The sequence below is a fragment of the Mesorhizobium sp. L2C066B000 genome, from assembly GCF_000502335.1.
In the GTDB taxonomy this organism is placed as follows: domain Bacteria; phylum Pseudomonadota; class Alphaproteobacteria; order Rhizobiales; family Rhizobiaceae; genus Mesorhizobium.
The window spans coordinates 63,970-85,084 of sequence record NZ_AYWZ01000009.1 but is presented as its reverse complement, the minus strand read 5'-3'; the positions used below and the strand labels follow the sequence as shown (position 1 = coordinate 85,084).

The following is a 21,115-nucleotide window of genomic DNA, read 5'->3' as shown; positions in this document are numbered from 1 at the left end:
AGCAGTGCAACTGTTTCAATCAGCTCGCCAGCAGCCGGTCCAGCAACCGATCCGCAGCCTCCGGGATAACCGTCCCTGGCGGGAAGATTTCCGCGGCACCCGCTTCCAGCACTGCGCCGTAATCCTGCGGCGGGATGACGCCGCCGGCGACGATCAGTATGTCGGCGTGGCCGAGCTTCTTCAGCGCGTCGCGTAGTTCGGGGATCAGTGTCAGGTGCCCCGCCGCCAGCGACGAGGCACCGATGATATGGACGTCCTGCGCGACCGCCAGTCTCGCGATCTCGTCGGGTGTCTGGAACATCGCGCCGACCGTGACGTCGAAGCCGAGATCGGCGAAGGCCGTGGCGATCACCTTCTGGCCACGGTCGTGGCCGTCCTGTCCCATCTTTGCGACCAGGATGCGCGGCTTGCCGCCGGACTTCTTCTCGAAAGCTTCGAGCTTCTCCAGCAATCGGTCGACCGTCAGATTGTCGCCAAGCGCATTGCGATAAACGCCGGAGATCGTTTGCACCGAGGCGACGTGACGGCCAAAGACCTTTTCGAGCGCCAGCGAGATCTCGCCGACCGTGGCATAGGCGCGCGCGGCGCGGATGGCAAATTCCAGCAGGTTTTCGTTACCCTGCGCAGCGCGGGTCAGCGCATCGAGCGCGCTCTCGACCGCGCCGACATTGCGCGTGCCTTTCAGGTTCTGCAGCTTCGACAATTGCCGGGCCTTGACCTCGGCATTGTCGATCTTCAGCACGTCGACGTCGATGTCGTTCTCGGGGCGATGCGCGTTTACGCCAACCAGTATCTGCTCGCCGGAATCGATACGCGCCTGCGTGCGCGCCGCCGCTTCCTCGATGCGCAGTTTTGGAATGCCCTGTTCGGTTGCCGCCGCCATGCCGCCAAGCGCCTCGACCTCTTCGATATGGGCGAGCGCACGCGCCGCCAGATCGTGCGTCAGCCGTTCAATATAGGCCGAGCCGCCCCACGGATCGATGATGCGGGTGGTACCGGATTCCTTCTGCAGGATCAGCTGCGTGTTGCGGGCGATGCGGGCCGAGTGGTCGGTCGGCAGCGCCATCGCCTCGTCGAAGGAGTTGGTGTGCAGCGACTGGGTGTGTCCCTGCGTCGCCGCCATCGCCTCGATCATGGTGCGGGTGATGTTGTTGTAGGGGTCCTGCGCCGTCAGCGACCAGCCGGAGGTCTGGCAATGGGTGCGCAGCGACAGCGAGCGTTCGTCCTTCGGTGCAAAATTCTTCTGCATCAGGGTCGCCCACAACAGGCGCGCCGCGCGGAGCTTGGCGATCTCCATGAAGAAGTTCATGCCGATCGCCCAGAAGAAGGAAAGCCGCGGGGCGAAACGGTCGATGTCGAGCCCGGCGGCGACGCCGGCGCGGGCATATTCGATGCCGTCGGCGATGGTGTAGGCGAGCTCCAGGTCCGCGGTCGCGCCGGCCTCCTGCATGTGATAGCCGGAGATCGAGATCGAATTGAACTTCGGCATGTGCTGGGAGGTATAGGAGAAGATGTCAGACACGATCCGCATCGAGGGCTTCGGCGGATAGATGTAGGTGTTGCGGACCATGAACTCCTTCAGAATGTCGTTCTGAATGGTGCCGGCGAGATCCTTCTGCGCAACGCCCTGTTCTTCGGCCGCAACGATATAGAGCGCCATGATCGGCAGCACCGCGCCATTCATGGTCATCGACACCGTCATTTCGTCGAGCGGGATGCCGTCGAACAATTGCCGCATGTCGAGGATGGAATCGATGGCCACGCCCGCCATGCCGACATCGCCTGATACACGCGGATGGTCGCTGTCATAGCCGCGATGGGTGGGCAGATCGAAGGCGACCGAAAGGCCCTTTTGGCCGGCGGCGAGATTGCGCCGGTAGAAGGCGTTGGATTCCTCGGCCGTCGAGAAGCCGGCATATTGCCGGATCGTCCACGGCTGCTGGACATACATGGTCGGGTAGGGACCGCGCACGAAGGGCGGCATTCCCGGATAGGTGTCGAGATGCGGCAGCCCCTTGAGATCGCCCTGGCTGTAGAGATGCTTGACGGCGATGCCCTCCGGCGTCAGTCGCTGGCCTTTGACCTCGACCGGCGCTCGCCGTGGAGCCGACCAGCCAATATGGCTGAAATCCGGGATCACTGTGCGGCCCCGATTGCCTGGTCGATGCGGACGGGAAACAGCGCCTCGCACACCGCCACGCCCTCTGTGAAAGGCGGCCGCCGCTCAGCCGCCAGCGTCTCGACCGGGGCATCGTTTTTCAGCGGGTAAAGCGTGGTGCCGATGATTGCCCGTTCACCCGACCGGTAGGCCCCGGCGCGGCGCTCGGATGCTGCCTTCACGCGCTTCTGGATATGCCCTTGCTGGAGGCTTGCCAGAACGCCGCCTTCCGCTTCGATCCGCTGGAACTCTTCCCACGCCGCTTCGCACAGGCCCAGGGTCACCGCCTCGACTGCGCCCGACCCAAATGCTGGGTCGGCGACATGGTCGATATGGCTTTCATTGGCCATGATCAACTGCGCATTGCGGGCGATGCGGCGGGCAAAGCCGGCCGGCAGCCCGAGGGCGATGGTGTGTGGCAGGATGGAGATCGAGTCCGCGCCGCCTGCTGCCGCTGCAAAGCTGGCGATGGTGGTGCGCAGGATGTTGGTTTCGGCATCCGCCGCCGTCATCATGCGGAACGACGTCTCGGCATGGATGTTGGCTGTCGATGCCGGGATGGAACAGGTTTCCTGGATACGTGCCCACAGCCTGCGCAACGCCCGGACCTTGGCCATGGACAGGAACTGGTCCTGGTCGACGCTCAGCGCAAAGCCGATATGGGGAGCGGCATAGACAAGCGGCTGGCGCGCATCCTCGAACATCCTGAGGTAGGACACGGCGGAAGCGAGCATGGTGCCGAGTTCCTGCGCCTCCGTGGCGCCGGCATTGTGGAACACCCGCCCGTCTGCCTCCAGCAGCACACCCGGCACGCCCAGCGAGAAGAAATGCGCCAGCGATTGCGGCATCGATGCCTGCAACGCCTCGATCGACATGCGCAGCCGGCCGGTTCCGGCAAAGATTGCCGCCGGGTCGATGCCGAAGGAAAGGTTCAGCTTTGCCGGGTCGGAGCGGCGCTTGCTCAGGAACGCCACCAGCCAGTCGGCAACGGCACGGCTCCAGGGATGGGCGTCGATGCGGATCTGCGTGCGGTTGAGCGGTACGCCGTCCAGCACCGTCTCCAGCGCCTGCGCCGTCCTCGGCAGGCCATAGCCGAACGCATTCGGAGCACCCTCGAAGACAAGCGACAATCCCGTCGCGCCTTGTGCCACATCGTCCAGGGCCTGCGCCTTGGCGCGGCCGATATCGGGATCGTCAATGCGCTGGCTGACAATCCAGGGCAATTTGGGGTTGGCGCGCACAAGCGGCTCGGCGCCGCCGGCGCGATCGTAGAGCGGTTCGATGCGAATCTGATCGTCAGTATGCGAGACCAGTTTTTCCTCGAAGGAGGCGCCGGCGAGCGCCTTTTCGGCCAAGGCCAGCCAACGCTGGCGCTCGACATCAGCGGGTTCGACAGTCCTGGTCAAGGCTCCGGCGCCCATCCATGTTCCTCGTTTTTATGCGGCCGCACCAGCGTCAGCCGTCCAGTCTACGGTTCCCTGCCAGATATCGCAATGCAATGCGCTTGCGCGGTTGGGATTCGCTTCCCTGACATAGGGCAGCCTGCGTGGACGAACCATGGAACGATTGCCAAACAGCGGCAAAATCCGCAAGTTCCAAAAACCGATTTGGAGGATTGGTTCAATTTAGACGATTGGCCCAATCTGGATGAATAGCCAACTGGATGGATAGCCCAATTGGAGAATAGCATTGTCGCTGCGCAATGGCCTGACTATACCCTGCGGCACGGCCACAGGCTTTTAACACATCAGTTTGCGGAGACATGGTCATATGGCTGACGACACCAGCATTTTCCTCGGCGCCAGCCGCAAGCCCGACGACAGCTATCAGCGCGCCGAACAGCTCTTGCTGCAATATGGGAACCGCCATGGCCTGATCACCGGCGCCACCGGCACCGGCAAGACAGTCAGCCTGCAGATCCTGGCCGAGGGGTTTTCCAATGCCGGCGTGCCTGTGTTCTGCGCCGATATCAAGGGCGACCTGTCCGGCATTGCCATGATGGGCAAGGCGCAGGATTTCCTGGTCAAGCGGGCCGAGCAGGTCAAGCTCGACCCTTATGACTTCCAGGAATTCCCGGTCATCTTCTGGGACCTGTTCGGCGAGCAGGGCCATCCGATCCGCGCCACCGTCTCGGAAATGGGGCCGCTGCTTCTGTCGCGGCTGATGAACCTCTCCGAAGCGCAGGAAGGCATCATGAACATCGCCTTCCGCATCGCCGATGAGGATGGCCTGCTGCTGCTCGACATGAAGGACCTGCAAGCGCTGCTGGCCAACATCGCAGCGCGCGCCGACGAGATCAGCTCGCGCTACGGCAATGTCACCAAGCCGTCGGTCGGCGCAATCCAGCGCACGCTTCTGGTGCTGGAACAGCAGGGCGCGGCGCATTTCTTCGGCGAACCGGCTTTGCGCATCGCCGACATCATGCGCACCACCCGCGACGGCCGCGGCGCCATCAGCGTGCTCGCTGCCGACAGGCTGATGATGAACCCCAGGCTCTACGCCACCTTCCTGCTCTGGCTGATGTCGGAACTGTTCGAGCAATTGCCCGAGGTCGGCGATCCCGAAAGGCCGAAGCTGGTGTTCTTCTTCGACGAGGCGCATCTGCTTTTCGACGAGGCGCCGAAGGTGCTGATCGACCGCGTCGAGCAGGTGGTTCGCTTGATCCGTTCGAAAGGCGTCGGCGTCTATTTCGTCACGCAGAACCCTTTGGACATCCCTGAAAAGGTTCTCGCCCAGCTCGGCAACCGTGTGCAGCACGCGCTGCGCGCCTATACGCCGCGTGAGCAGCAGGCGGTCAAGACCGCCGCCGACACCTTCCGGCCCAATCCCGATTTCGACTGCGCCACCGCCATCACCCAGCTCGGCACCGGCGAGGCGCTGGTCTCGACGCTGGAGGTCAAGGGCGTGCCGTCCATGGTGCAGCGGACATTGATCCGGCCGCCATCGTCCAGGCTTGGCCCGATCACGGCGGACGAGCGCCGCAAGCTGATCGACCAGAGCCCGGTCGCCGGCCAGTACGACCAGACCATCGACCGCGAATCGGCCTTCGAGATGCTGCAGAAGAAAGCCAGGGATGCGCAGGACGAGCAGGCGCAGCAGGCCGACAGCGGGCGCTCGCGCTGGACCATTCCGGGCTTCGGCAATGACGATCCGCCGCCGCAGCAATCAGGCGGTCGCCGCGCCCCGGCGCCGCGCCCGTCCAACCGCCAGACGGTGGCCGAAGCCGCGATCAAAGCGGTGGTGCGCTCGGTCGGCTCGTCGGTCGGCCGCGCGATCGTGCGCGGGATTCTGGGCAGCCTGTCCAGGGGGCGGTGAAAAGTGTCAGCCAGCCCGCCTCGGACATGATCAGCGGCCAGAACATCGCCATCGACGGCGGTTGGTAAGGGATGGCCGGCCTCCTGGAACTGCGCGACGACCGCGCCCGTCTGGTCCTGGCGCCGCAAAAGGGCGCAGGGATCGCCCGCTTCGACGCACTGGTCTGCGGCGCAACGGTGCCGCTGCTCCGCCCCGACGATGGCACCGGCGCCTCCGGCTGCCAGCTTCTGGTTCCCTGGTCGAACCGCATCTCAGGCGGCGGTTTCGCCTTCGACGGCCGCTTCCATGCGATCGAGCCGAACGTGCCGGGGGAGGCCTTTCCAATCCATGGCGACGGCTTCCAGAGGGAGTGGCGGATTGCCAGCCACAGCGCCACCGAGGCGGAACTGGTCCTCGACGCCGGTGAAATCGGCCCCTACCGATATAAGGCGCGGGTCGCCTATGCGCTGCATGACGGGGCCTTGCATGCCACGCTCACGGTGGAGAATCGCACCGGCATTCGCCTGCCTTACGGGCTCGGCTTTCATCCCTGGTTCCCGCGCAGCGTCGGAACGACGCTCGAGGCGAAGGCGGCGCGGGTCTGGCTGGAGGACAAGCATCATCTGCCGGTCGGCGTCGCGCCGGTGGCCGATTACCCCGCGTGGAATTTCTCGAACGCCTCCCTGCTGCCGCGAAGCTGGGTCAACAACGCCTTCGACGGCTGGGACCGCCGCGCCAGGATCACCCGGCCCGAGGACAGGATCGCCATCTCGCTCACCGCCTCGCCATTGCTCGACGTCTTCATCCTCTATTCGCCGTCGCAGGATGCCGATTTCTTCTGCTTCGAGCCGGTGTCGCATACCGTCGATGCGCATCACGGCAAAGGGCTGACCCCGCTTGAGCACGGCGCTACACTGAGTGCAAACATGCGCCTCGATTGGCGTTCCGCTGCTTCGCTCTGATGCGTCATGTGCACACCCACTCGCGGATCTTGCATTTTTGTCCGTTCCGCTCGCACGCCTGCAGTGTCAGGTCTTCGGCATCCCGGCGTGTTTGCGCCGTCTCGGCGCCCCAACTGGTCAGCCGCCCTTCCGGCTTCTCGCCTACGGCGAGGGCGCCGCAATGCTTGTAGGGAAAGCCGGTATTGTCGTCGTCATCCCAATGGCGATGATTGCGGAATACGCTGACCACGGCGCAGCTGCCGCCGCCGGCGTTCTGGCAATGCTTCAGCGCGATGTCCATCGCCTCCTGCCGCTTGTCGGCGCCCCAAAAGAAGCCGTGCTTCTCGTCGGGGCTCGAATAGGCGATCGCAGCCCAGATGCCTCTCTCCTCCTGGGCCGGCGGCTCGGGCACGTCCGCCGCCGGGGCTAGGTCCGCCGCGCCCAGCCGCCCGGCGCAAAGCAACAACATGCCGATCGCCGCAATGGCGGAATTCACCCTCATTGTACGCCTCCTTGTTTTCCTGCTGCCGAGGCCACGGAAATGACGACGCAGCTGTTGCCGGTTGGCAGCAGCATCGCGTTGCCCCCTCCATTGGCGAGTTCATAGACGCTGATTTGTCCAAGATTGTTGGCAAGCTTGCTGTCTTTCGGAAGCAGGGCCGGAACATCGGCGCAATTGGCCGCGAATGGCGCCACCCTGACCATCGTACCTTCGCAAACGGATGCGGTGGGTGCTGCGAACACCAAGCCTGCCGCCGGGCCGCTGTAGCCCTGCGTGGCGTAGTTCATGCCGACCAGGGCTTCCACGAGGTGTTTGTCGGGGGCCTCGTTGTTCCAGATCGACTGGACGCTGTACGTCGTGCCGGTCGTCAGCATATGCCCAAGGGCCGGGAAAATGTTGGAACAAGACTGCAAGCCTGCCTCTTTGGCATGCTGCAGAAACGGCGTTTCGGCCAGAGCCGGATTGGGCTGGTTGGTCTCCGCGACCGCCGGCTGCGGCAATAGATTGTGGAGCAGGTCGTAGCGCATGGCCGCGAAGCCGGCCGCGGCGACGACGGCAATGGCGAGCAAGGAGAAGACAGCGGTCTTCGCCCGGTTTCGTTGCGGTCTGCTCCGGTCTTCGATGCCGACCCGGACAGCACCCTTTCCCTGGTTGCGGGACATTATCCGGTCATGGATCGATTGCTGGTTCATCGCGATTGCCTCGTCAATTGATCGCCGCAACGGCCGCGGCCAAGCCCTTGAGGGTTGCGGTTACGTTGATCGTCCTGCCATCCGTGGTCGGAAAGGAGATGACGGATGCCGCGGCCTTCGAAATCTGTTCGCGCATGATCGGACCAACCGGCAGCATGCCGACGCAGACGGCCTGATTGCATCCGTCGAGTTGAATTTTTATCGGCTCCTTGCGCCCCTCGAACGTCAGCGAGACAGGAGCGTCGCTCTTGGCGATCGGCGGGGCGCGCAAGATCATGTAGGGGTTGCCTTCCTTGGTGGCGGCAAGCGACCAGCTGAACGCAACCTGTCCTGCCTGGTCCTCAATGATCTGGGTGACATTGCAGACCTTTTGGCGCGCCTTCAGGTTCTCGTCGCAGATCAGCGTCCAGTTCTCGAACGGACGGGTGGTCCGTTGATATTCGCCAAGCTTCGCATCCGCAGGGATCGCTACGTCGGAAGGTTTTACCCTGTAGCCGGAAGGGATCGCTTCCTGCCCGGCCGCTAACGGGCCGGACAGGAGCATTGACGTCATGGATATCGCGACAGCAAGGACTGCCTGCCTGATCATGGCCGGGCTCTAGTTCAGCGTAAGGCTGACGCCCGCGCCGACACCCCAGTGTCCGCCTGCCGTCGTACCGGACAGGTTCGCTCGAACACGTCCTTCCTCGCTGGTGTAGCCGGCGCCGAAGGCCAGGGCGCCTTCACCGCGCCAATAGCCTCCGCCGGCGGCCACGCTCAGCTTGCCGGGACGATCGTCATAGCGCAGCGAGCCGGCCGCCAAGCCGATTGCCGCAGCCTGGCGCGCCTCGCCCCTGACCTCTCCCATGTCCATGTTGAGCTGGCTGAGTTTGGAGTCCGCATACGCATTGGCTTGCTGCAGCGTGGTGGCCGCCACCTGGTTGGTGTAGTTCTTCGAATTGTCCAGGTTGAGTGCTAACCCGCTGTTGAACTGCTGAACATTGACCGCATCGGTGTTGGCAACGCCCGGCCCGACATTGTGGATGACCACCGGCGTGTTCGGGTCGCCGCCGGCAAGGGTAATCGAGTTGGACTTGTTGCCGTTCCCGTCCTTGTCGTACTGGACGGCGAACTGGTTGAGGTCGCCGACGCTACCCTGCATGGCTTCGACCGCCTGGTTGGTGGCGAAGAGCTGGCTGCCGTTGATGGCGTCGGTGGAGGTGCCGCTGATCCGGCCCGCCGCGACATTGGTGACGGTGCGCTCGTTGCCGACGGTGCCGACGCTGACCGTGCTCGTCGGAGCTGTTCCGGCGAAGGTATAGGCAACGCCGTTGATCGTGGTGCCGGTGGTGGCGACCGCCGCCGCCGTCGTCGAGCCCGCGCCGAGCGCGACGCTGCCCGGCTCGTTGGCCTTTGCGCCGGCGCCGAGCGCCACCGCCTGCGCTCCGTTGGTGGTCGCGTTGGTGCCGAGGGCGATGCTGTCGGCCTGGTTGACGGTCGAGTTCTGGCCGATCGCAATGCCTCCCGGCGCCGTCTGCTGCACGATGGCGCCGTTGCCGATGCCGATGCCATTGTCGCCGTTGACGGTGGTGCGCGGACCGACCGCAACCGAATCGACGCCGACCGCGAGCGAATCCGCTGCCGTCGAATTGGCGTGGAAGTACAGGCTCCCCGTCACCGCGAACGAGCTCAGCGCGCCCTTCAACTGGCGAAGCGTGACCGCATCCTGGTCCTGCGTGCCGTCGGCCACGTTGATGATCTGGCGATAGGAGGTGGAGGTGCCGACCGAGACGGCGCCGAGCAGGCTCATGTCCGCGGTGTTGTAGGGAATGAGGCCGGTGCCGGAGAGGATCGATCCCGAGACGGGCGCGACCGCCCGGTCCGAAACCGAGCCGGCGCCGAGCGCCACGCCGCCGATGACGCTGGCCTGGGTGTCGCGGCCGAGCGCCAGCGCATTGTCGGCGCTCGCGGTCGCCTGGTAGCCGAGGGCGGACGAGCCGATCCCTTGCGCGAAGGAGTCCGCGACGGCGAGCGTCCGGTCGTTGGTGCGCACATAGCGTATGCCGTCGCCATTGGCGTCGGTGTAGGCCAGCGAGGTGTCGCCGGTAATGTTGCTGATCGAATTGCCGAGATTGGTGATGTCAGCCGTGTTAGCGGCAATGTCGGTCGTGTTCTGCGTCACCTGCTGGTTGGTNATTGCCGAGATTGGTGATGTCAGCCGTGTTAGCGGCAATGTCGGTCGTGTTCTGCGTCACCTGCTGGTTGGTCGCAAACAGCTGCGAACCATTGACCGCATCGGTCGAGGAGCCGCTCAACTGCCCGGCCGCGACGTTCTGGATCTGGCGTTCGGCGCCCACCGAGCCGACCGAGAATGCACCCGCGGGCGTTGCGCCGGCGAAGGTGTAGGCAACGCCGCCGATCGTGGTGCCGCCGACAGCCGTCGTCACGGTCGACACCGCATTCGCGCCGATCGCCACGTCGCCGGCATTGTTGGCGACCGCGTTCGGGCCGATGGCAACGGAATCCGTCCCCAGCGCCTGCGAATCCGCCAGCGTCGAATTGGCGTGGAAATACTTGATGCCGCCGCCCGTGCTGATGCTGTTGATCGTGTTGCCGAGACTGGTGATGTCGGCGGTGTTGGCGGCGATGTCGGTCGTATTCTGCGTCACCTGCTGGTTGGTGGCGAAGAGCTGCGAGCCGTTGATCGCGTCGGTCGACGAATTGCTGAGCCGGCCCGCCGCGACATTGGTGATGGTGCGTTCCGCGCCGACCGCGCCGACGCTGACGGTGCTTGCCGGCGTCGTGCCGGCGAAGTTGTAGGCGACGCCGCCGATCGTCGTGCCGGCGGTGCCGACCGCCGCGGCGGTTACCGAGCCCGAGCCGAGCGCCACGTCGCCGGCGTTGCTGGCGTTGGCGAGGGCGCCCAGCGCGATTGCATTCTGGGCGCCGGCATTCGCTCCTACGCCGAGAGCGGTCGCTTGAAAGGCGGTTGCAAACGCGTTCTGGCCGATCGCGGTGCTGGACGTGGCTGTGGCATTGGCGTTGGCGCCGACGGCGGTGCTGTATTGGCCCGAGGCCTTGGAGATGTATCCCATCGCCGTTGCGTCAAGCGCCGATGCGACGGCGCCGCTGCCGAAGGCCGAGGCGTTGGCGTCGGAGGCGCTCGAATTGGTGCCGGCCGCGATGGCGTTTGTCCCCGTCGCGGTCGCGACTGGTCCGATAGCAACGGAGTCCGTGCCCGTTGCGGACGAGTCCGCCGCCGTCGAATTGGCGTGGAAATACTTGATGCCGCCACCGGTGCTGATGCTGTTGATCGTGTTGCCGAGATTGGTGATGTCGGCGGTGTTGGCGGCGATCGCCGTCGTGTTCTGCGTCACCTGCTGGTTGGTCGCAAACAGCTGCGAGCCATTGATGGCGTCGGTCGACGAATTGCTGAGCCGGCCCGCCGCGACATTGGTGATTGTCCGCTCCGCGCCGAGCGCGCCGACGCTGACAGTGCTCGTCGGCGTCGTGCCGGCGAAGCTGTAGGCCGTGCCGCCGATCGTCGCGCCGCTGGTGCCGACCGCCGTCGCGGTCACCGAGCCCGAACCGAGCGCTACGTCGCCGGAGCTTGCCGTCGCCGTCGCGCCGTTGCCCAGCGCGACATTGCCGGCAAGGCCGGCTGCACCCGCCGTCGAGCCATTGCCCAGCGCCACGGAGCCTTGCCCGACGGCCTTGTTGTTGTTGCCGATGGCAACCGCGCCTGCGGCTTGGTTTGCGGCGGTGGCGGTTGCCGTGCCGTCGCTGTTGGCGATGTTGTTGGCGCCGCCGGTGAAGGCGCCGGTGCCGCTGGCATAGCTGGGATCGCCGATGGAGACCGCGCCGTTGCCAAAGGCTGTGTTGCCGGCGCCGATGGCGACAGCCTTGCCGCCCGTCGCCGTTGCATTCGTGCCCACTGCAACAGCGTCGGCGGAATTGGCGACCGCCGCATTACCGATCGCCACGGCGTTGGTGGCGCTGGCCTTGGAGCCGATGCCGAGCGCGGTGCTGGCAATCCCGCTGGCGGCGGCGCTGACACCGGCGGCAAGAGAATTGTCTCCCGTCGCATTCGCGCCGGAACCGAACGAGGAGGCGTTTGCGCCGCTGGCGACAGCCGTGTTGCCGATCGCTGTGCTGGCGGAGCCACTCGCAACCGAGGTAGCACCCATCGCCGTGGCGAAAGCGCCCGAAGAGAGCGAATTGGTACCGATCGCGATGCTGTTGGGCACAGCCGTGTTGGCCTGAACGCCCGCCTGCGCGCCCGTGCCGAATGCGATGGACTGGTTGCCCCATGCACTGGCTCCTCTACCCACCGCTGCGGCGTTCGTTCCCGTTGCTTTGGTCAGGACGCCAATGGCAAGGGCGTTTTGCTGATTTGCTGTGACATCCGTGCCAAAGGCGATGGCGCCTTGGGCCAAGGCCCCTGACCCCGCAACGGTGCGCGCGCCGATATTGATAGAGTTGATATCGGACGCGACCGACTGGAAGCCTATCGCGATGGCGTTTTGACTGCCTGCATTGGCGTTGGTACCTTGGGCAAGGGAATCGATTCCGCTCTGGGTTGCTTGATATCCAAGCGCCATACCGCGCAGGCCACTAGCACTGGACTGATAGCCCATGGCGTATGCGTATTGGGCGCTGGCTACCGACCCGTAGCCAGTGGCGAACGCATAATTGTTGCTGGCCGTGGCGCCGACACCGACCGCGGTGGAGTTCGATCCCGAAGCGTGGGAGTTTGTGCCCAGTGCGCTGGCCCCGGCCGCAGTGGCGTCGGACTGAACGCCAATGGCTACCGTATTGATGTTGTTTGAAATCGCGCCGCCGCCGATCGCCACCGCGCCGCCGGTGCCTGTGGCCTGCGCATCCTGGCCGATTGCCACTGCGTATTGCGTTGACCCGACAGACCGGGTCCCGATCGCAACAGCATTGAGCTGAGAGGCCGTCGCGGCCGGGCCGATAGCGACTGAGCCACTGGCGGTCGCGGTGCCGCCGCCGGCGGCATACTGCGCGGACGCCGGGGTGGCGATGCTCCCGAATGCGATTGCACCCAGCGCCGCTGCCGCAATTGCCGCTGCCCAGCGTGCCAAGCCCCAGACATTTGCGTCGCATGCCGAGCACGCGGCACGCGTTGCGCAGCACCGCCATCAGGCGGCGCCGCACCGAGCGGCTGTCGGCCGCGCCCGCGATCCAGTTTCCGACAAAGCTTGAAGAAAGTTCGATCCTTCTCCGCCCCTCGACGCGTCTGGTCATGCTAGTTTTTCCTCGCAATTGCCGAGGCGCCCTGATGTGCCGCACCATTCGCCTCGGTGGCCAAAAAATCTTCGAAATTGCGCGTCTTCTCCCGCAACGAGAGACCAACCTTCGCGCCTTGTTTTTCAATCAGCTGATAGGCGCTCGCGACCCATGGCTGCGTCGGTTCTGGAACCGTATGCAGTGCAGCCTCCGTCCGTTCCGGCGGCAGGCTTACCGCCACCAGCGCGCGGCAGAGATCGAAATGAAATCCCGGATCGCCTTCACCACAAGCCGGAGAGGTCAGTCCAAGCACGAAACAGGCCAGGAGATGGTCGAGTTCCGCAGCGCTGATCCGGCTGGCGTATTGGCGTTGCAGTGCAGCCCAGGCCGCTTCGGCCTTAGGCGCGAAGACCTCGATTTCCGCGAATTGAATGTCCATGGGACAATCCGACATGCTGTATCATCTGGTTGCTCCCCCGCCCCAAATGACTTCCATCGCGACCATGAGCACATTCGCGGTGCAGGTATTTTGGAATAATCCGGAATCTTTGTAGGAAAATCCGGTATTTGGTCCCTGCGCGACAACTGTGACTGCTCTGCCACACAACCTTCGACTATACTGAAGATCAATCGAGGTATCGCCGCGGACAATCATGCGCGCCGCAACAGTCGTTAACGTTGCAGCTTCACCTGCCTGGGGGTTCTGTTCCGGTATCTGGACATGGTGACTGTCAAGTGGCTCTGGTCCGAGAATCCACTGAGATGAGCGACTTCCGCAATCGACAGGTCGCTCTCGATGAGAAGTTTTTCGGCGAAATCGAGACGCAGCCGCAGCAGGTATTTGTGCGGCGGCTCGCCAAAGGTCTTGGTGAATGCCAGGATGAAATGGCTCGGCGAAAGGCCACAGAGTGCGGCCAGCTCGGCCACCGCGATCTTGCTGGAAAAATTTACCTCCAGGAATTCGCGCACCCGCCGGGCGCTGCGGTTCGACAGACCGCCCTTTGGGGCTTGTGGCAACTTTCGCGCTCCTGCGTAGTTCCGAAGCAAATGGACGCCGAACATGGTGACCAACGAATCCACATAGAACTCGTTTGGAGTTTCCCGATCCGTCAGTTCCGCCTTCAGCAACTGCGCGAGTTGCAGCGCCTGAAAGTCGACGGTCCCGAACGGCGGCGGTTGAAGCTCGGCATGGCCGGTGTCGAATTCACGCGTTGCCAGCTCGAAGAGACTCTCGGGGGTGAGCGCCACGATTACGCTCTCCGTAGTGGATGACCGGGTCACCTTGCCGCCGAGGTCGGCTGGGACGATCATGATCATACCGACGTCGCCGTCGTATTCGTGGACTTTGTCGCTGCCCAGCGATGCCGCTATCCCTGGTGAGGGTGCAAGCAGAACCGAAGCGAAATGTTCCGCCGCTTTGAATGTGTGTGATCCCGGCCGATGAACGACATGAGCCGCGCCGCCTCGAAACGTGACCAGGTAGCGCCCCGCGCTTTCCGGTATTCCGTCGAAGATGCGACGATCCGCGCGCCGCCGCTCTGTCCCGGCGCTTTCCTGGACGTTGCCTCTATGTTGCATCTTCGTCTCTGCCACTGCTGCGCCGATCAATCCAATCCTGTGCTGTATCGAGGCGCCCAGAATTGACGTTTGCTCCCGGGCGTTCCTTCGAATCCTACAGATGCTGCTTTATATTTCAAAGAAGAATTTGAGCTCAAATGAAAATTTTACCAGGATTTTGACTATAAATTTACAGGTTTGAATTTTAGCCAAGGCTACCTGACTATTTTCCGATCTTATCTTACCATTTTTGCCTAGTTATTGTGCATAGTGTGGCGTCACAATCCAGAGTTGTATTCCGAATATAGATCGCGCGGCCATTGACAGAGCTGGTCGACTATCTGTGATTGCCACGGACGATCCAGCAGCAGTTATCGCCCGAACCATGGCTTCTTTCCCTTGTGCTTCTTCATGGCGGTGGCCAAATGGCCTTGATCCGAAAATCCCCGAGGTAAGCGACTTCGGCGATGGCGACCCTCCGGGAGCGATCCAGGGCTGCGGACAGAGCATATCCCGCTCCCCCGCATGGTTGCTCTTCTGGGATTGGCATTTTCGGGGATTGTGTCGAGGGCGTGCCGATCGACCCGATCGGCGCTTGCGCTGCGTTCCTGAACCTCGCCCGCATTTTTCACTCAGCCTTGCCTCAGCCGCTTTGCCAGCGCATCGAAATTCCGTGCCGTGCAACAGCCAACCCGGAAATCCGGACGGTAATTTGTATCCCCCATAGTCCTGCCCAAAGGCAGCGTAGCGCATCCCGCGGATAGAAAAAACATTGTAAGTGAAGAAAAAAGTTCGCGCGAGAAAAACATGGCCTGGCTTGGCCGGCGCTACCGAACTATCCGGCTCACGCAGGCCTGCTAAAGATCGCCTCGGCGTTTCTCGTACAGATCCCAGGACAGCTCGACCATGGCCAGAAGAACGTCTTCCTGGCTCCACCCGGCGGCAACCGCCGCCTCGACAATTCCGCGGACGAGCGGCAGCAATTGGCGCTCGCATTCGGCCGACAGGTTGGCCTCGGCGCCGTCGGCAGGCGGACTATCGAAATCAAATCCCACCATCGGCGTTCCCCCGCCATCAATGATCTAATGAAATGTATGTCTCTGCAATCATACTCCCGTCTAATATACATCAATCGGAAACGAAACACAGCAGCGTCGAGATTGACAGGGCATGGCCGCCCCGATTGCAGCGGCTCCATGGTTTGTCTGGACGTCTTTTTTGGCCTCCTGTTGCCGGCATTGCATATCTTGGATGCGAACCCCAGGCATTCGCGTGAAGCTATCGGGATCCTGACGAGCTTTGCCGCATGGAGCGGAACCTGCCGCTTCATGGCATAGATGAAGTCGATCAGGTCACCGGGCCGAGCAGGACCGAGCCATCCGGCACCCCGCCATCGATCGGGATGGCTCTGCGGTTTCCGCTCGCCGCCATCGGCTGGCCTATGTCGGACGTCACGATGACCGGGCTCTTCGACGGCACGCGGTCGTAGAGGTCGATGATGTCCTGATTTATCAGGCGCACGCAGCCTGACGAGACGGATTTGCCGATCGAGTTCCATTCCGGCGAGCCATGCAGGCGGTAGAGCGTGTCGACGTTGTCGTGGAACAGGTAGAGCGCGCGGGCGCCGAGCGGGTTCTTGAGGCCGCCGGGCATGCCGCCGTTCTTGGCGCTGTATTCTTCCAGTTCAGGCTGGCGGGCGACCATCTCATCGGGCGGCGTCCATTTCGGCCATTTCTGCTTCCACTGGACGACGGCGTCTCCCGACCATTCGAAGCCGGCGCGACCGAGGCCGACGCCGTAACGGATCGCTTGGCCGCCTTCGCGCACCAGATAGAGGAAATGGTTGGTCGTATCGACGATGATGGTGCCTGGCCGCTGGCCGGTCGGATCGGGAACGATCTGGCGCAGGAACTGCGGGTCCATCTTCTTGATCGGGATGGCCGGGAGCTCGAACCCGCTGTCGGAAATCGGGCCGTACATCGTCGCATAGTCGCCGAGCGGCGGCTCGTCATAGGTCGGCGGTGGCGGTTCGACCGGCGCCGGCGTCGGTCCGGTGGTGGTGCAGGCGGAGACCGCAATCGAAGCGGCGCCAAGGGCTGCAGCATTCAGAAAGCCGCGACGGCTCAGGCGATAGGGGTCGATTTCGGTCTTCAACATGGTTGCCTTTTTTAAGTCTCGAATCGCAAGAAAGCGTGAATGCCTTCAAGCGGCGCAGTGGTCGGCCTCCCCCAATGCCTGACGCGATAGGCGGTTCCGATTCTGGCCTGAGGGTGGACAAACAAAGGCGAAGCTGTGACCGCCCTGCCACTGTTGCTCGAAGGCAACAGAGTGATCAGCCGCCGGTCAGCAGGCCTTCAAGCGACGGCAGGATCAGCGCCGGCGGGAAATCCCGGTATTCCTCGGGCTGGTTGGCGCGGTTGATCCATACGGTGCGAAAGCCGAATTTCGTGGCGCCGGCGACGTCCCAGCGGTTGGACGACTGGAATGAGACGGCGCCCGGATAGAGTCGCCAGCCCGTCGCCACCATGTCGTAGGTCGACGGGTCGGTCTTGAAGCGCCTGACGGCGTCGACCGAAAAGATATCGTCCAGCACCTGGTCGAGGGCGGCCGACTTGACCGCCGCTTCCAGCATCTCGGGCGAGCCGTTGGACAGGATTGCGAGCTTGGCGCCGGATGCTTTCAGCGCCTTGAGCACGGCCGGCACTTCCGGATAGCAGTCGAGCCGCCAATAGGCTTCGAGCAGCTTGGCCTTCAGTCCCATGTCGGCGGAGGGAACCTTGAGCAGGGCGAAATCGAGCGCCTGTTCGGTGAGCTGCCAGAAATCGGCATAGCCGCCCATCAGCGTGCGCACCCAGGAATATTCCAGCTGCTTGGCGCGCCAGATTTCCGAAAGCAGCGGGCCGTCGGGGCCGATCTCGCCGTCATGACGGCGCACGGCCGCGTGCACGTCGAACAACGTGCCATAGGCGTCGAAAACGTAAGCCGCGTAATGCATGGCGACAGTTTTGAGGGCAGGCGGCGCAAGGTGCAAGCATCGATTGTAGTCTTGATCGCTTTCTTGGGGCGCTCTGGCCTCAACAAAAACCGCTCCATGCCGGTTGACGGCGCCGGTCAAAGCATCTTCCAATGCTTGGCACAGGCAGCTTTGAAGCGGAACCGACAATGACACTGGCGACTGCGGCGCTATCGGCGACATGGACCTTCGTCGACGGCGACTGGTACGAAGGCAACGTCGCCATTCTGGGTCCGCGCAGCCACGCCATGTGGCTCGGCACCAGCGTCTTCGACGGCGCCCGCTGGTTCGAAGGCGTCGCCCCCGATCTCGAGCTGCATGCCGCTAGGGTGAACGCATCGGCGACCGCGCTCGGCCTCGCGCCGTCGATGAGCGCCGATGAGATTGTTGGACTGACCTGGGACGGGCTGAAGAAGTTCGACGGCAAGACAGCGGTCTACATCAGGCCGATGTACTGGGCCGAGCATGGCGGCTACATGGGCGTGCCGGCCGATCCGGCCTCGACCCGTTTCTGCCTCTGCCTCTACGAATCGCCGATGATCTCGCCGACCGGCTTTTCGATCACCGTGTCGCCGTTCCGGCGGCCGACCATCGAGACCATGCCGACCAATGCCAAGGCCGGCTGCCTCTATCCCAACAATGGCCGCGCCATCCTCGAAGCGAAGGGACGCGGCTTCGACAATGCGCTGGTGCTGGACATGCTGGGCAATGTCGCCGAGACCGGAACCTCGAACATCTTCCTGGTCAAGGACAGCCACGTGTTGACGCCGGCGCCCAACGGCACCTTCCTGTCCGGCATCACCCGCTCGCGCACCATGACGCTGCTTGGCGATTACGGCTTCAAGACCACGGAGAAGATGCTGTCGGTGCGCGACTTTCTTGAAGCCGATGAGATCTTTTCGACCGGAAATCATTCCAAGGTCGTGCCGATCACCCGCATCGAGGACCGCGATCTGCAGCCCGGGCCGGTGGCCAAGAAAGCGCGCGACCTTTATTGGGAATGGGCGCATTCGACTTCCGCCGGTTGAGCCGCTAAAAGGCAATTGGCGCTTCATTCCGGAGTTGTTCCAGATCAATGCAGCCCTATCTTAATCCGGTATCCGCACCGGATTTTTCCATGAGGAGTATGACCGATGGCTTTTGAATTGCCCGCCTTGCCCTACGACTACGAGGCCTTGCAGCCTTACATGTCGAAGGAGACGCTGGAGTATCACCACGACAAGCACCACAAGGCTTATGTCGACAACGGCAACAAGCTGGCCGCCGAAGCGGGCCTTGGCGATCTGTCGGTCGAAGAGGTGGTCAAACAGTCGTTCGGCAAGAATGCCGGCCTCTTCAACAACGCAGCCCAGCACTACAACCACATCCATTTCTGGAAGTGGATGAAGAAGGGCGGCGGCGGCAACAAGCTTCCGGGCGCCCTGCAGAAGGCTTTCGACGCCGACCTCGGCGGCTACGACAAGTTTAAGGCCGACTTCATCGCCGCCGGCACAACGCAGTTCGGCTCGGGCTGGGCCTGGGTCTCGGTGAAGGACGGCAAGCTGGCGATATCCAAGACGCCGAACGGCGAGAACCCGCTCGTCCATGGCGCATCGCCGATCCTCGGCGTCGATGTCTGGGAACATTCCTATTACATCGACTACCGCAACGCGCGGCCGAAATATCTGGAGGCCTTCGTCGACAGCCTCATCAACTGGGACCATGTCCTTGAAATGTACGAAGAGGCGAAAGCCTGATCGACCCAGAGAAGCCCCGGTACTCCGGGGCTTTTCTTTCTCAGCTGAAGCAGCAGGCACACAAAATTCGGCAGAATCCGGCCCGCGGACAGGGAATAATCCCGGCCCGCCCTCCGTTAACGTTAGGTCGCGACCCCTCATCATCCTGGAGCCAATTGAATGAGAAAGCTTGTTATCGCCATCTCTATGCTCAGCCTCGCCGCCTCGGCGGCTTTTGCCGACCCGATCCTCGACCGACAGGGACTGATGAAGGAACGAGGCAAGATCGTCGGCGGCCTGTCGAAGATCGCCAAGGGCGAAGCGGACTTCGATGCCGCCGCCGTGCTGACGGCGCTGCAGGCGCTGCAGGTCAACGCGGAAAAGTTCGATGTCGACACGCTGTTCCCGGCCGGCAGCGACAGCGGTGATACCACCGCCTCGCCCAAAATCTGGAAAGACATGGCGGGCTTCAAATCGACCGAAGACAAGTACCTCGCCGACGTCAAGGCCGCAGTCGCCGCCGCCCCCGCCGATGTCGATGCGTTGAAGGCGCAGATCGATACGCTCGGCAGTGATTGCGGCACCTGCCACAAGACCTATCGGGTGAAGAAGAGCTGATCCCGGGCAATGCCCTTGTGGAAAAAATTTGTCGGCGCCGCCCTTGTCCTGGGTGTCGTCGGTGCCGGCGCCGGCTGGCTGTTGTCGGCGCCGGTCAAGCTCGACACTGACACCCTGGCGCAGCTCGGCCCCGGCGACGCCGCCAGGGGCAAGCGCATTTTCAATGCCGGCGGCTGCACCTCCTGTCACGCCAAGCCAGGCTCGCAGGGTGACGCCCGTTTGCAACTGGTCGGCGGCCTCGAGCTCAAGACGCCGTTCGGCACCTTCGTGCCGCCCAACATCTCGCAGGATCCCAAGGACGGCATCGGCGCCTGGACGGTCGAGGACCTTGCCAACGCCATGCTGAAGGGCGTGTCGCCGTCGGGCGAGCATTTCTATCCGGCCTTCCCCTACACATCCTACGCCCGCATGAAGCCGGCTGATATTGCCGATCTCTATGCGTTCCTGAAGACGCTGCCGGCGGTCGCCGGCAAGGCGCCGGACAATTCCCTGAGTTTCCCCTTCAACATCCGCCGCGGCCTCGGCCTGTGGAAGCGGCTCTATCTCAGCAAAGAGCCGGTGATTGCCTTTGCCGATGGCACGCCTGATCCGGTACTCGCCGGCCGCTATCTGGTCGAGGGGCCTGGCCATTGCGGCGAATGCCACACGCCGCGCGACTTCACCGGCGCCACTAGGAAGAGCCAGTGGCTGGCTGGCGCGCCGGCAGCCGAAGGCAGCGGCGTCGTGCCGAACATCACATCGGGCGAGGGCGGGCTCGGTGACTGGTCGGAAGCCGACATCGCCAACTATCTCGAAACCGGTTTTACCCCCGATTTCGACTCGGTAGGCGGCGCCATGGTCGACGTGCAGCGCAACATGGCCGAACTGCCGCCGGGAGATCGCGCGGCAATAGCCGCCTATCTCAAGGCGGTGCCGCCGCATCCCAACGGCTACCCGGTGCGCAGCAAGCCGGCCAAGTGATCCCGGCTACAGGTGGCGATCTACAGGTGGCGATCGCCGAGGAAGTCGAAGCCCGTCTCGAAGAAATGGCTGTAATTGCAGGTCAGTTCCTCGCCGGGTGCGATGTCGCGCAAGGCATAGGTTTCCTCGGGCGAGGAGACATCGCAATTCGGTTCGTCGTCATGGTTCATGTAGCGGGCGTCGTCGGCTTCGAAGACGATGTAGTTCGGATCCCGGCGGTCTGGATAGGAATAACGGTCGAGATAGTTCTTCACCGGGCCGCTCTCGCCTTCATAGGTCTCGACGTCGATGATCCGGTCGAATCTGGGGTCGAGCTTCCAGACCAGCGTGCCCTTGGCAATGTGGTTCCTGGCGAAAACCCCGATGCCCTGGATCGGTGATTTCTCGAGATAGGTGTCGACGAGCAACATAGTGGCCCCTTTGCGTATGTCATGGT

18 protein-coding genes and 1 pseudogene are annotated in these 21,115 nt (G+C 63.3%); 6 read left to right on the top strand and 13 right to left on the bottom strand.

Features of this window, described 5'->3' with window-relative positions; all coding sequences use genetic code 11:
- Window positions 1–19: 19 nt before the first annotated feature.
- Entirely contained in the window at window positions 20–2,140 is a 2,121-nt protein-coding gene (gene scpA, locus X733_RS146870; protein WP_023752760.1) for a methylmalonyl-CoA mutase, read from the bottom strand.
- The gene (locus tag X733_RS146875; protein WP_023752759.1) at window positions 2,137–3,579 is read right to left on the bottom strand and encodes a methylmalonyl-CoA mutase subunit beta; all 1,443 of its coding nucleotides are present in this window, start codon (window positions 3,577–3,579) and stop codon (window positions 2,137–2,139) included. The genes scpA and X733_RS146875 overlap by 4 nt, the downstream gene beginning before the upstream one ends.
- Window positions 3,580–3,928: 349 nt before the next feature.
- On the opposite strand from X733_RS146875, the gene X733_RS146880 reads away from it, so the two are divergent.
- Both X733_RS146880 and X733_RS146885 read left to right on the top strand, forming a co-directional pair.
- A complete protein-coding gene (locus X733_RS146880) occupies window positions 3,929–5,473 on the top strand; it encodes a helicase HerA-like C-terminal domain-containing protein (protein WP_023819212.1) in 1,545 nt (514 codons plus the stop codon).
- A gap of 71 nt (window positions 5,474–5,544) precedes the next feature.
- Window positions 5,545–6,414: an aldose 1-epimerase gene (locus X733_RS146885; protein ID WP_023819211.1), complete on the top strand. Its 870-nt coding sequence runs from the start codon at window positions 5,545–5,547 to the stop codon at window positions 6,412–6,414.
- Between the two features lie 4 nt (window positions 6,415–6,418).
- Here X733_RS146885 and X733_RS146890 read toward each other — a convergent pair whose 3' ends face one another.
- From X733_RS146890 to X733_RS146920, 10 genes and pseudogenes are all read right to left on the bottom strand, one after another.
- Window positions 6,419–6,895, bottom strand: coding sequence for a DUF4189 domain-containing protein (locus X733_RS146890; RefSeq protein WP_023687219.1), 477 nt, complete (start codon window positions 6,893–6,895; stop codon window positions 6,419–6,421).
- Window positions 6,892–7,587: a hypothetical protein gene (locus X733_RS146895; protein WP_023819210.1), complete on the bottom strand. Its 696-nt coding sequence runs from the start codon at window positions 7,585–7,587 to the stop codon at window positions 6,892–6,894. Before X733_RS146895 ends, X733_RS146890 begins: the two co-directional genes overlap by 4 nt.
- Before the next feature lie 13 nt (window positions 7,588–7,600).
- On the bottom strand, window positions 7,601–8,176 hold the full coding sequence (locus X733_RS146900; RefSeq protein WP_023670757.1) for an invasion associated locus B family protein: 576 nt from the start codon (window positions 8,174–8,176) through the stop codon (window positions 7,601–7,603).
- 9 nt (window positions 8,177–8,185) lie between these two features.
- Window positions 8,186–9,754: pseudogene (locus X733_RS1000000171515) on the bottom strand (YadA-like family protein); the annotation flags it as partial.
- On the bottom strand, window positions 9,717–12,671 hold the full coding sequence (locus X733_RS1000000171510; RefSeq protein WP_050588683.1) for a hypothetical protein: 2,955 nt from the start codon (window positions 12,669–12,671) through the stop codon (window positions 9,717–9,719). The pseudogene X733_RS1000000171515 and the gene X733_RS1000000171510, both read right to left, overlap by 38 nt.
- Before the next feature lie 164 nt (window positions 12,672–12,835).
- On the bottom strand, window positions 12,836–13,255 hold the full coding sequence (locus tag X733_RS10540; RefSeq protein ID WP_023684558.1) for a hypothetical protein: 420 nt from the start codon (window positions 13,253–13,255) through the stop codon (window positions 12,836–12,838).
- Between the two features lie 233 nt (window positions 13,256–13,488).
- The gene (locus X733_RS146905; protein ID WP_348625726.1) at window positions 13,489–14,424 is read right to left on the bottom strand and encodes an AraC family transcriptional regulator; all 936 of its coding nucleotides are present in this window, start codon (window positions 14,422–14,424) and stop codon (window positions 13,489–13,491) included.
- Window positions 14,425–15,230: 806 nt separating this feature from the next.
- A complete protein-coding gene (locus X733_RS146910; RefSeq protein WP_023684556.1) occupies window positions 15,231–15,431 on the bottom strand; it encodes a hypothetical protein in 201 nt (66 codons plus the stop codon).
- A gap of 289 nt (window positions 15,432–15,720) precedes the next feature.
- A complete protein-coding gene (locus X733_RS146915) occupies window positions 15,721–16,530 on the bottom strand; it encodes a L,D-transpeptidase (RefSeq protein WP_023819209.1) in 810 nt (269 codons plus the stop codon).
- A 175-nt stretch (window positions 16,531–16,705) separates the two neighbouring features.
- On the bottom strand, window positions 16,706–17,368 hold the full coding sequence (locus tag X733_RS146920) for a haloacid dehalogenase type II (RefSeq protein WP_023727656.1): 663 nt from the start codon (window positions 17,366–17,368) through the stop codon (window positions 16,706–16,708).
- A 167-nt stretch (window positions 17,369–17,535) separates the two neighbouring features.
- Here X733_RS146920 and X733_RS146925 point away from each other — a divergent pair, with 167 nt between their 5' ends.
- From X733_RS146925 to X733_RS146940, 4 genes are all read left to right on the top strand, one after another.
- Window positions 17,536–18,414, top strand: a complete 879-nt coding sequence (locus X733_RS146925; RefSeq protein WP_023673688.1) for a branched-chain amino acid aminotransferase — start codon at window positions 17,536–17,538, stop codon at window positions 18,412–18,414.
- Between the two features lie 105 nt (window positions 18,415–18,519).
- A complete protein-coding gene (locus X733_RS146930) occupies window positions 18,520–19,122 on the top strand; it encodes a superoxide dismutase (protein WP_023673687.1) in 603 nt (200 codons plus the stop codon).
- A gap of 159 nt (window positions 19,123–19,281) precedes the next feature.
- Window positions 19,282–19,719, top strand: a complete 438-nt coding sequence (locus X733_RS146935; protein ID WP_023684552.1) for a cytochrome c — start codon at window positions 19,282–19,284, stop codon at window positions 19,717–19,719.
- 9 nt (window positions 19,720–19,728) lie between these two features.
- A complete protein-coding gene (locus tag X733_RS146940) occupies window positions 19,729–20,679 on the top strand; it encodes a cytochrome c (protein ID WP_023819208.1) in 951 nt (316 codons plus the stop codon).
- Between the two features lie 20 nt (window positions 20,680–20,699).
- Here X733_RS146940 and X733_RS146945 read toward each other — a convergent pair whose 3' ends face one another.
- Entirely contained in the window at window positions 20,700–21,089 is a 390-nt protein-coding gene (locus tag X733_RS146945) for an SET domain-containing protein-lysine N-methyltransferase (protein WP_023673684.1), read from the bottom strand.
- Window positions 21,090–21,115 lie beyond the last annotated feature (26 nt).

What these genes read in the sequence shown, in the direction of transcription:
- X733_RS146875 (WP_023752759.1), bottom strand. Translation starts at nt 3,579, where the DNA reads ATGGGCGCCGGAGCCTTGACCAGGACTGTCGAACCCGCTGATGTCGAG.
- X733_RS146880 (WP_023819212.1), top strand. Translation starts at nt 3,929, where the DNA reads ATGGCTGACGACACCAGCATTTTCCTCGGCGCCAGCCGCAAGCCCGAC.
- X733_RS146885 (WP_023819211.1), top strand. Translation starts at nt 5,545, where the DNA reads ATGGCCGGCCTCCTGGAACTGCGCGACGACCGCGCCCGTCTGGTCCTG.
- X733_RS146890 (WP_023687219.1), bottom strand. Translation starts at nt 6,895, where the DNA reads ATGAGGGTGAATTCCGCCATTGCGGCGATCGGCATGTTGTTGCTTTGC.
- X733_RS146895 (WP_023819210.1), bottom strand. Translation starts at nt 7,587, where the DNA reads ATGAACCAGCAATCGATCCATGACCGGATAATGTCCCGCAACCAGGGA.
- X733_RS146900 (WP_023670757.1), bottom strand. Translation starts at nt 8,176, where the DNA reads ATGATCAGGCAGGCAGTCCTTGCTGTCGCGATATCCATGACGTCAATG.
- X733_RS10540 (WP_023684558.1), bottom strand. Translation starts at nt 13,255, where the DNA reads ATGGACATTCAATTCGCGGAAATCGAGGTCTTCGCGCCTAAGGCCGAA.
- X733_RS146910 (WP_023684556.1), bottom strand. Translation starts at nt 15,431, where the DNA reads ATGGTGGGATTTGATTTCGATAGTCCGCCTGCCGACGGCGCCGAGGCC.
- X733_RS146915 (WP_023819209.1), bottom strand. Translation starts at nt 16,530, where the DNA reads ATGTTGAAGACCGAAATCGACCCCTATCGCCTGAGCCGTCGCGGCTTT.
- X733_RS146920 (WP_023727656.1), bottom strand. Translation starts at nt 17,368, where the DNA reads ATGCATTACGCGGCTTACGTTTTCGACGCCTATGGCACGTTGTTCGAC.
- X733_RS146925 (WP_023673688.1), top strand. Translation starts at nt 17,536, where the DNA reads ATGACACTGGCGACTGCGGCGCTATCGGCGACATGGACCTTCGTCGAC.
- X733_RS146930 (WP_023673687.1), top strand. Translation starts at nt 18,520, where the DNA reads ATGGCTTTTGAATTGCCCGCCTTGCCCTACGACTACGAGGCCTTGCAG.
- X733_RS146935 (WP_023684552.1), top strand. Translation starts at nt 19,282, where the DNA reads ATGAGAAAGCTTGTTATCGCCATCTCTATGCTCAGCCTCGCCGCCTCG.
- X733_RS146940 (WP_023819208.1), top strand. Translation starts at nt 19,729, where the DNA reads ATGCCCTTGTGGAAAAAATTTGTCGGCGCCGCCCTTGTCCTGGGTGTC.
- X733_RS146945 (WP_023673684.1), bottom strand. Translation starts at nt 21,089, where the DNA reads ATGTTGCTCGTCGACACCTATCTCGAGAAATCACCGATCCAGGGCATC.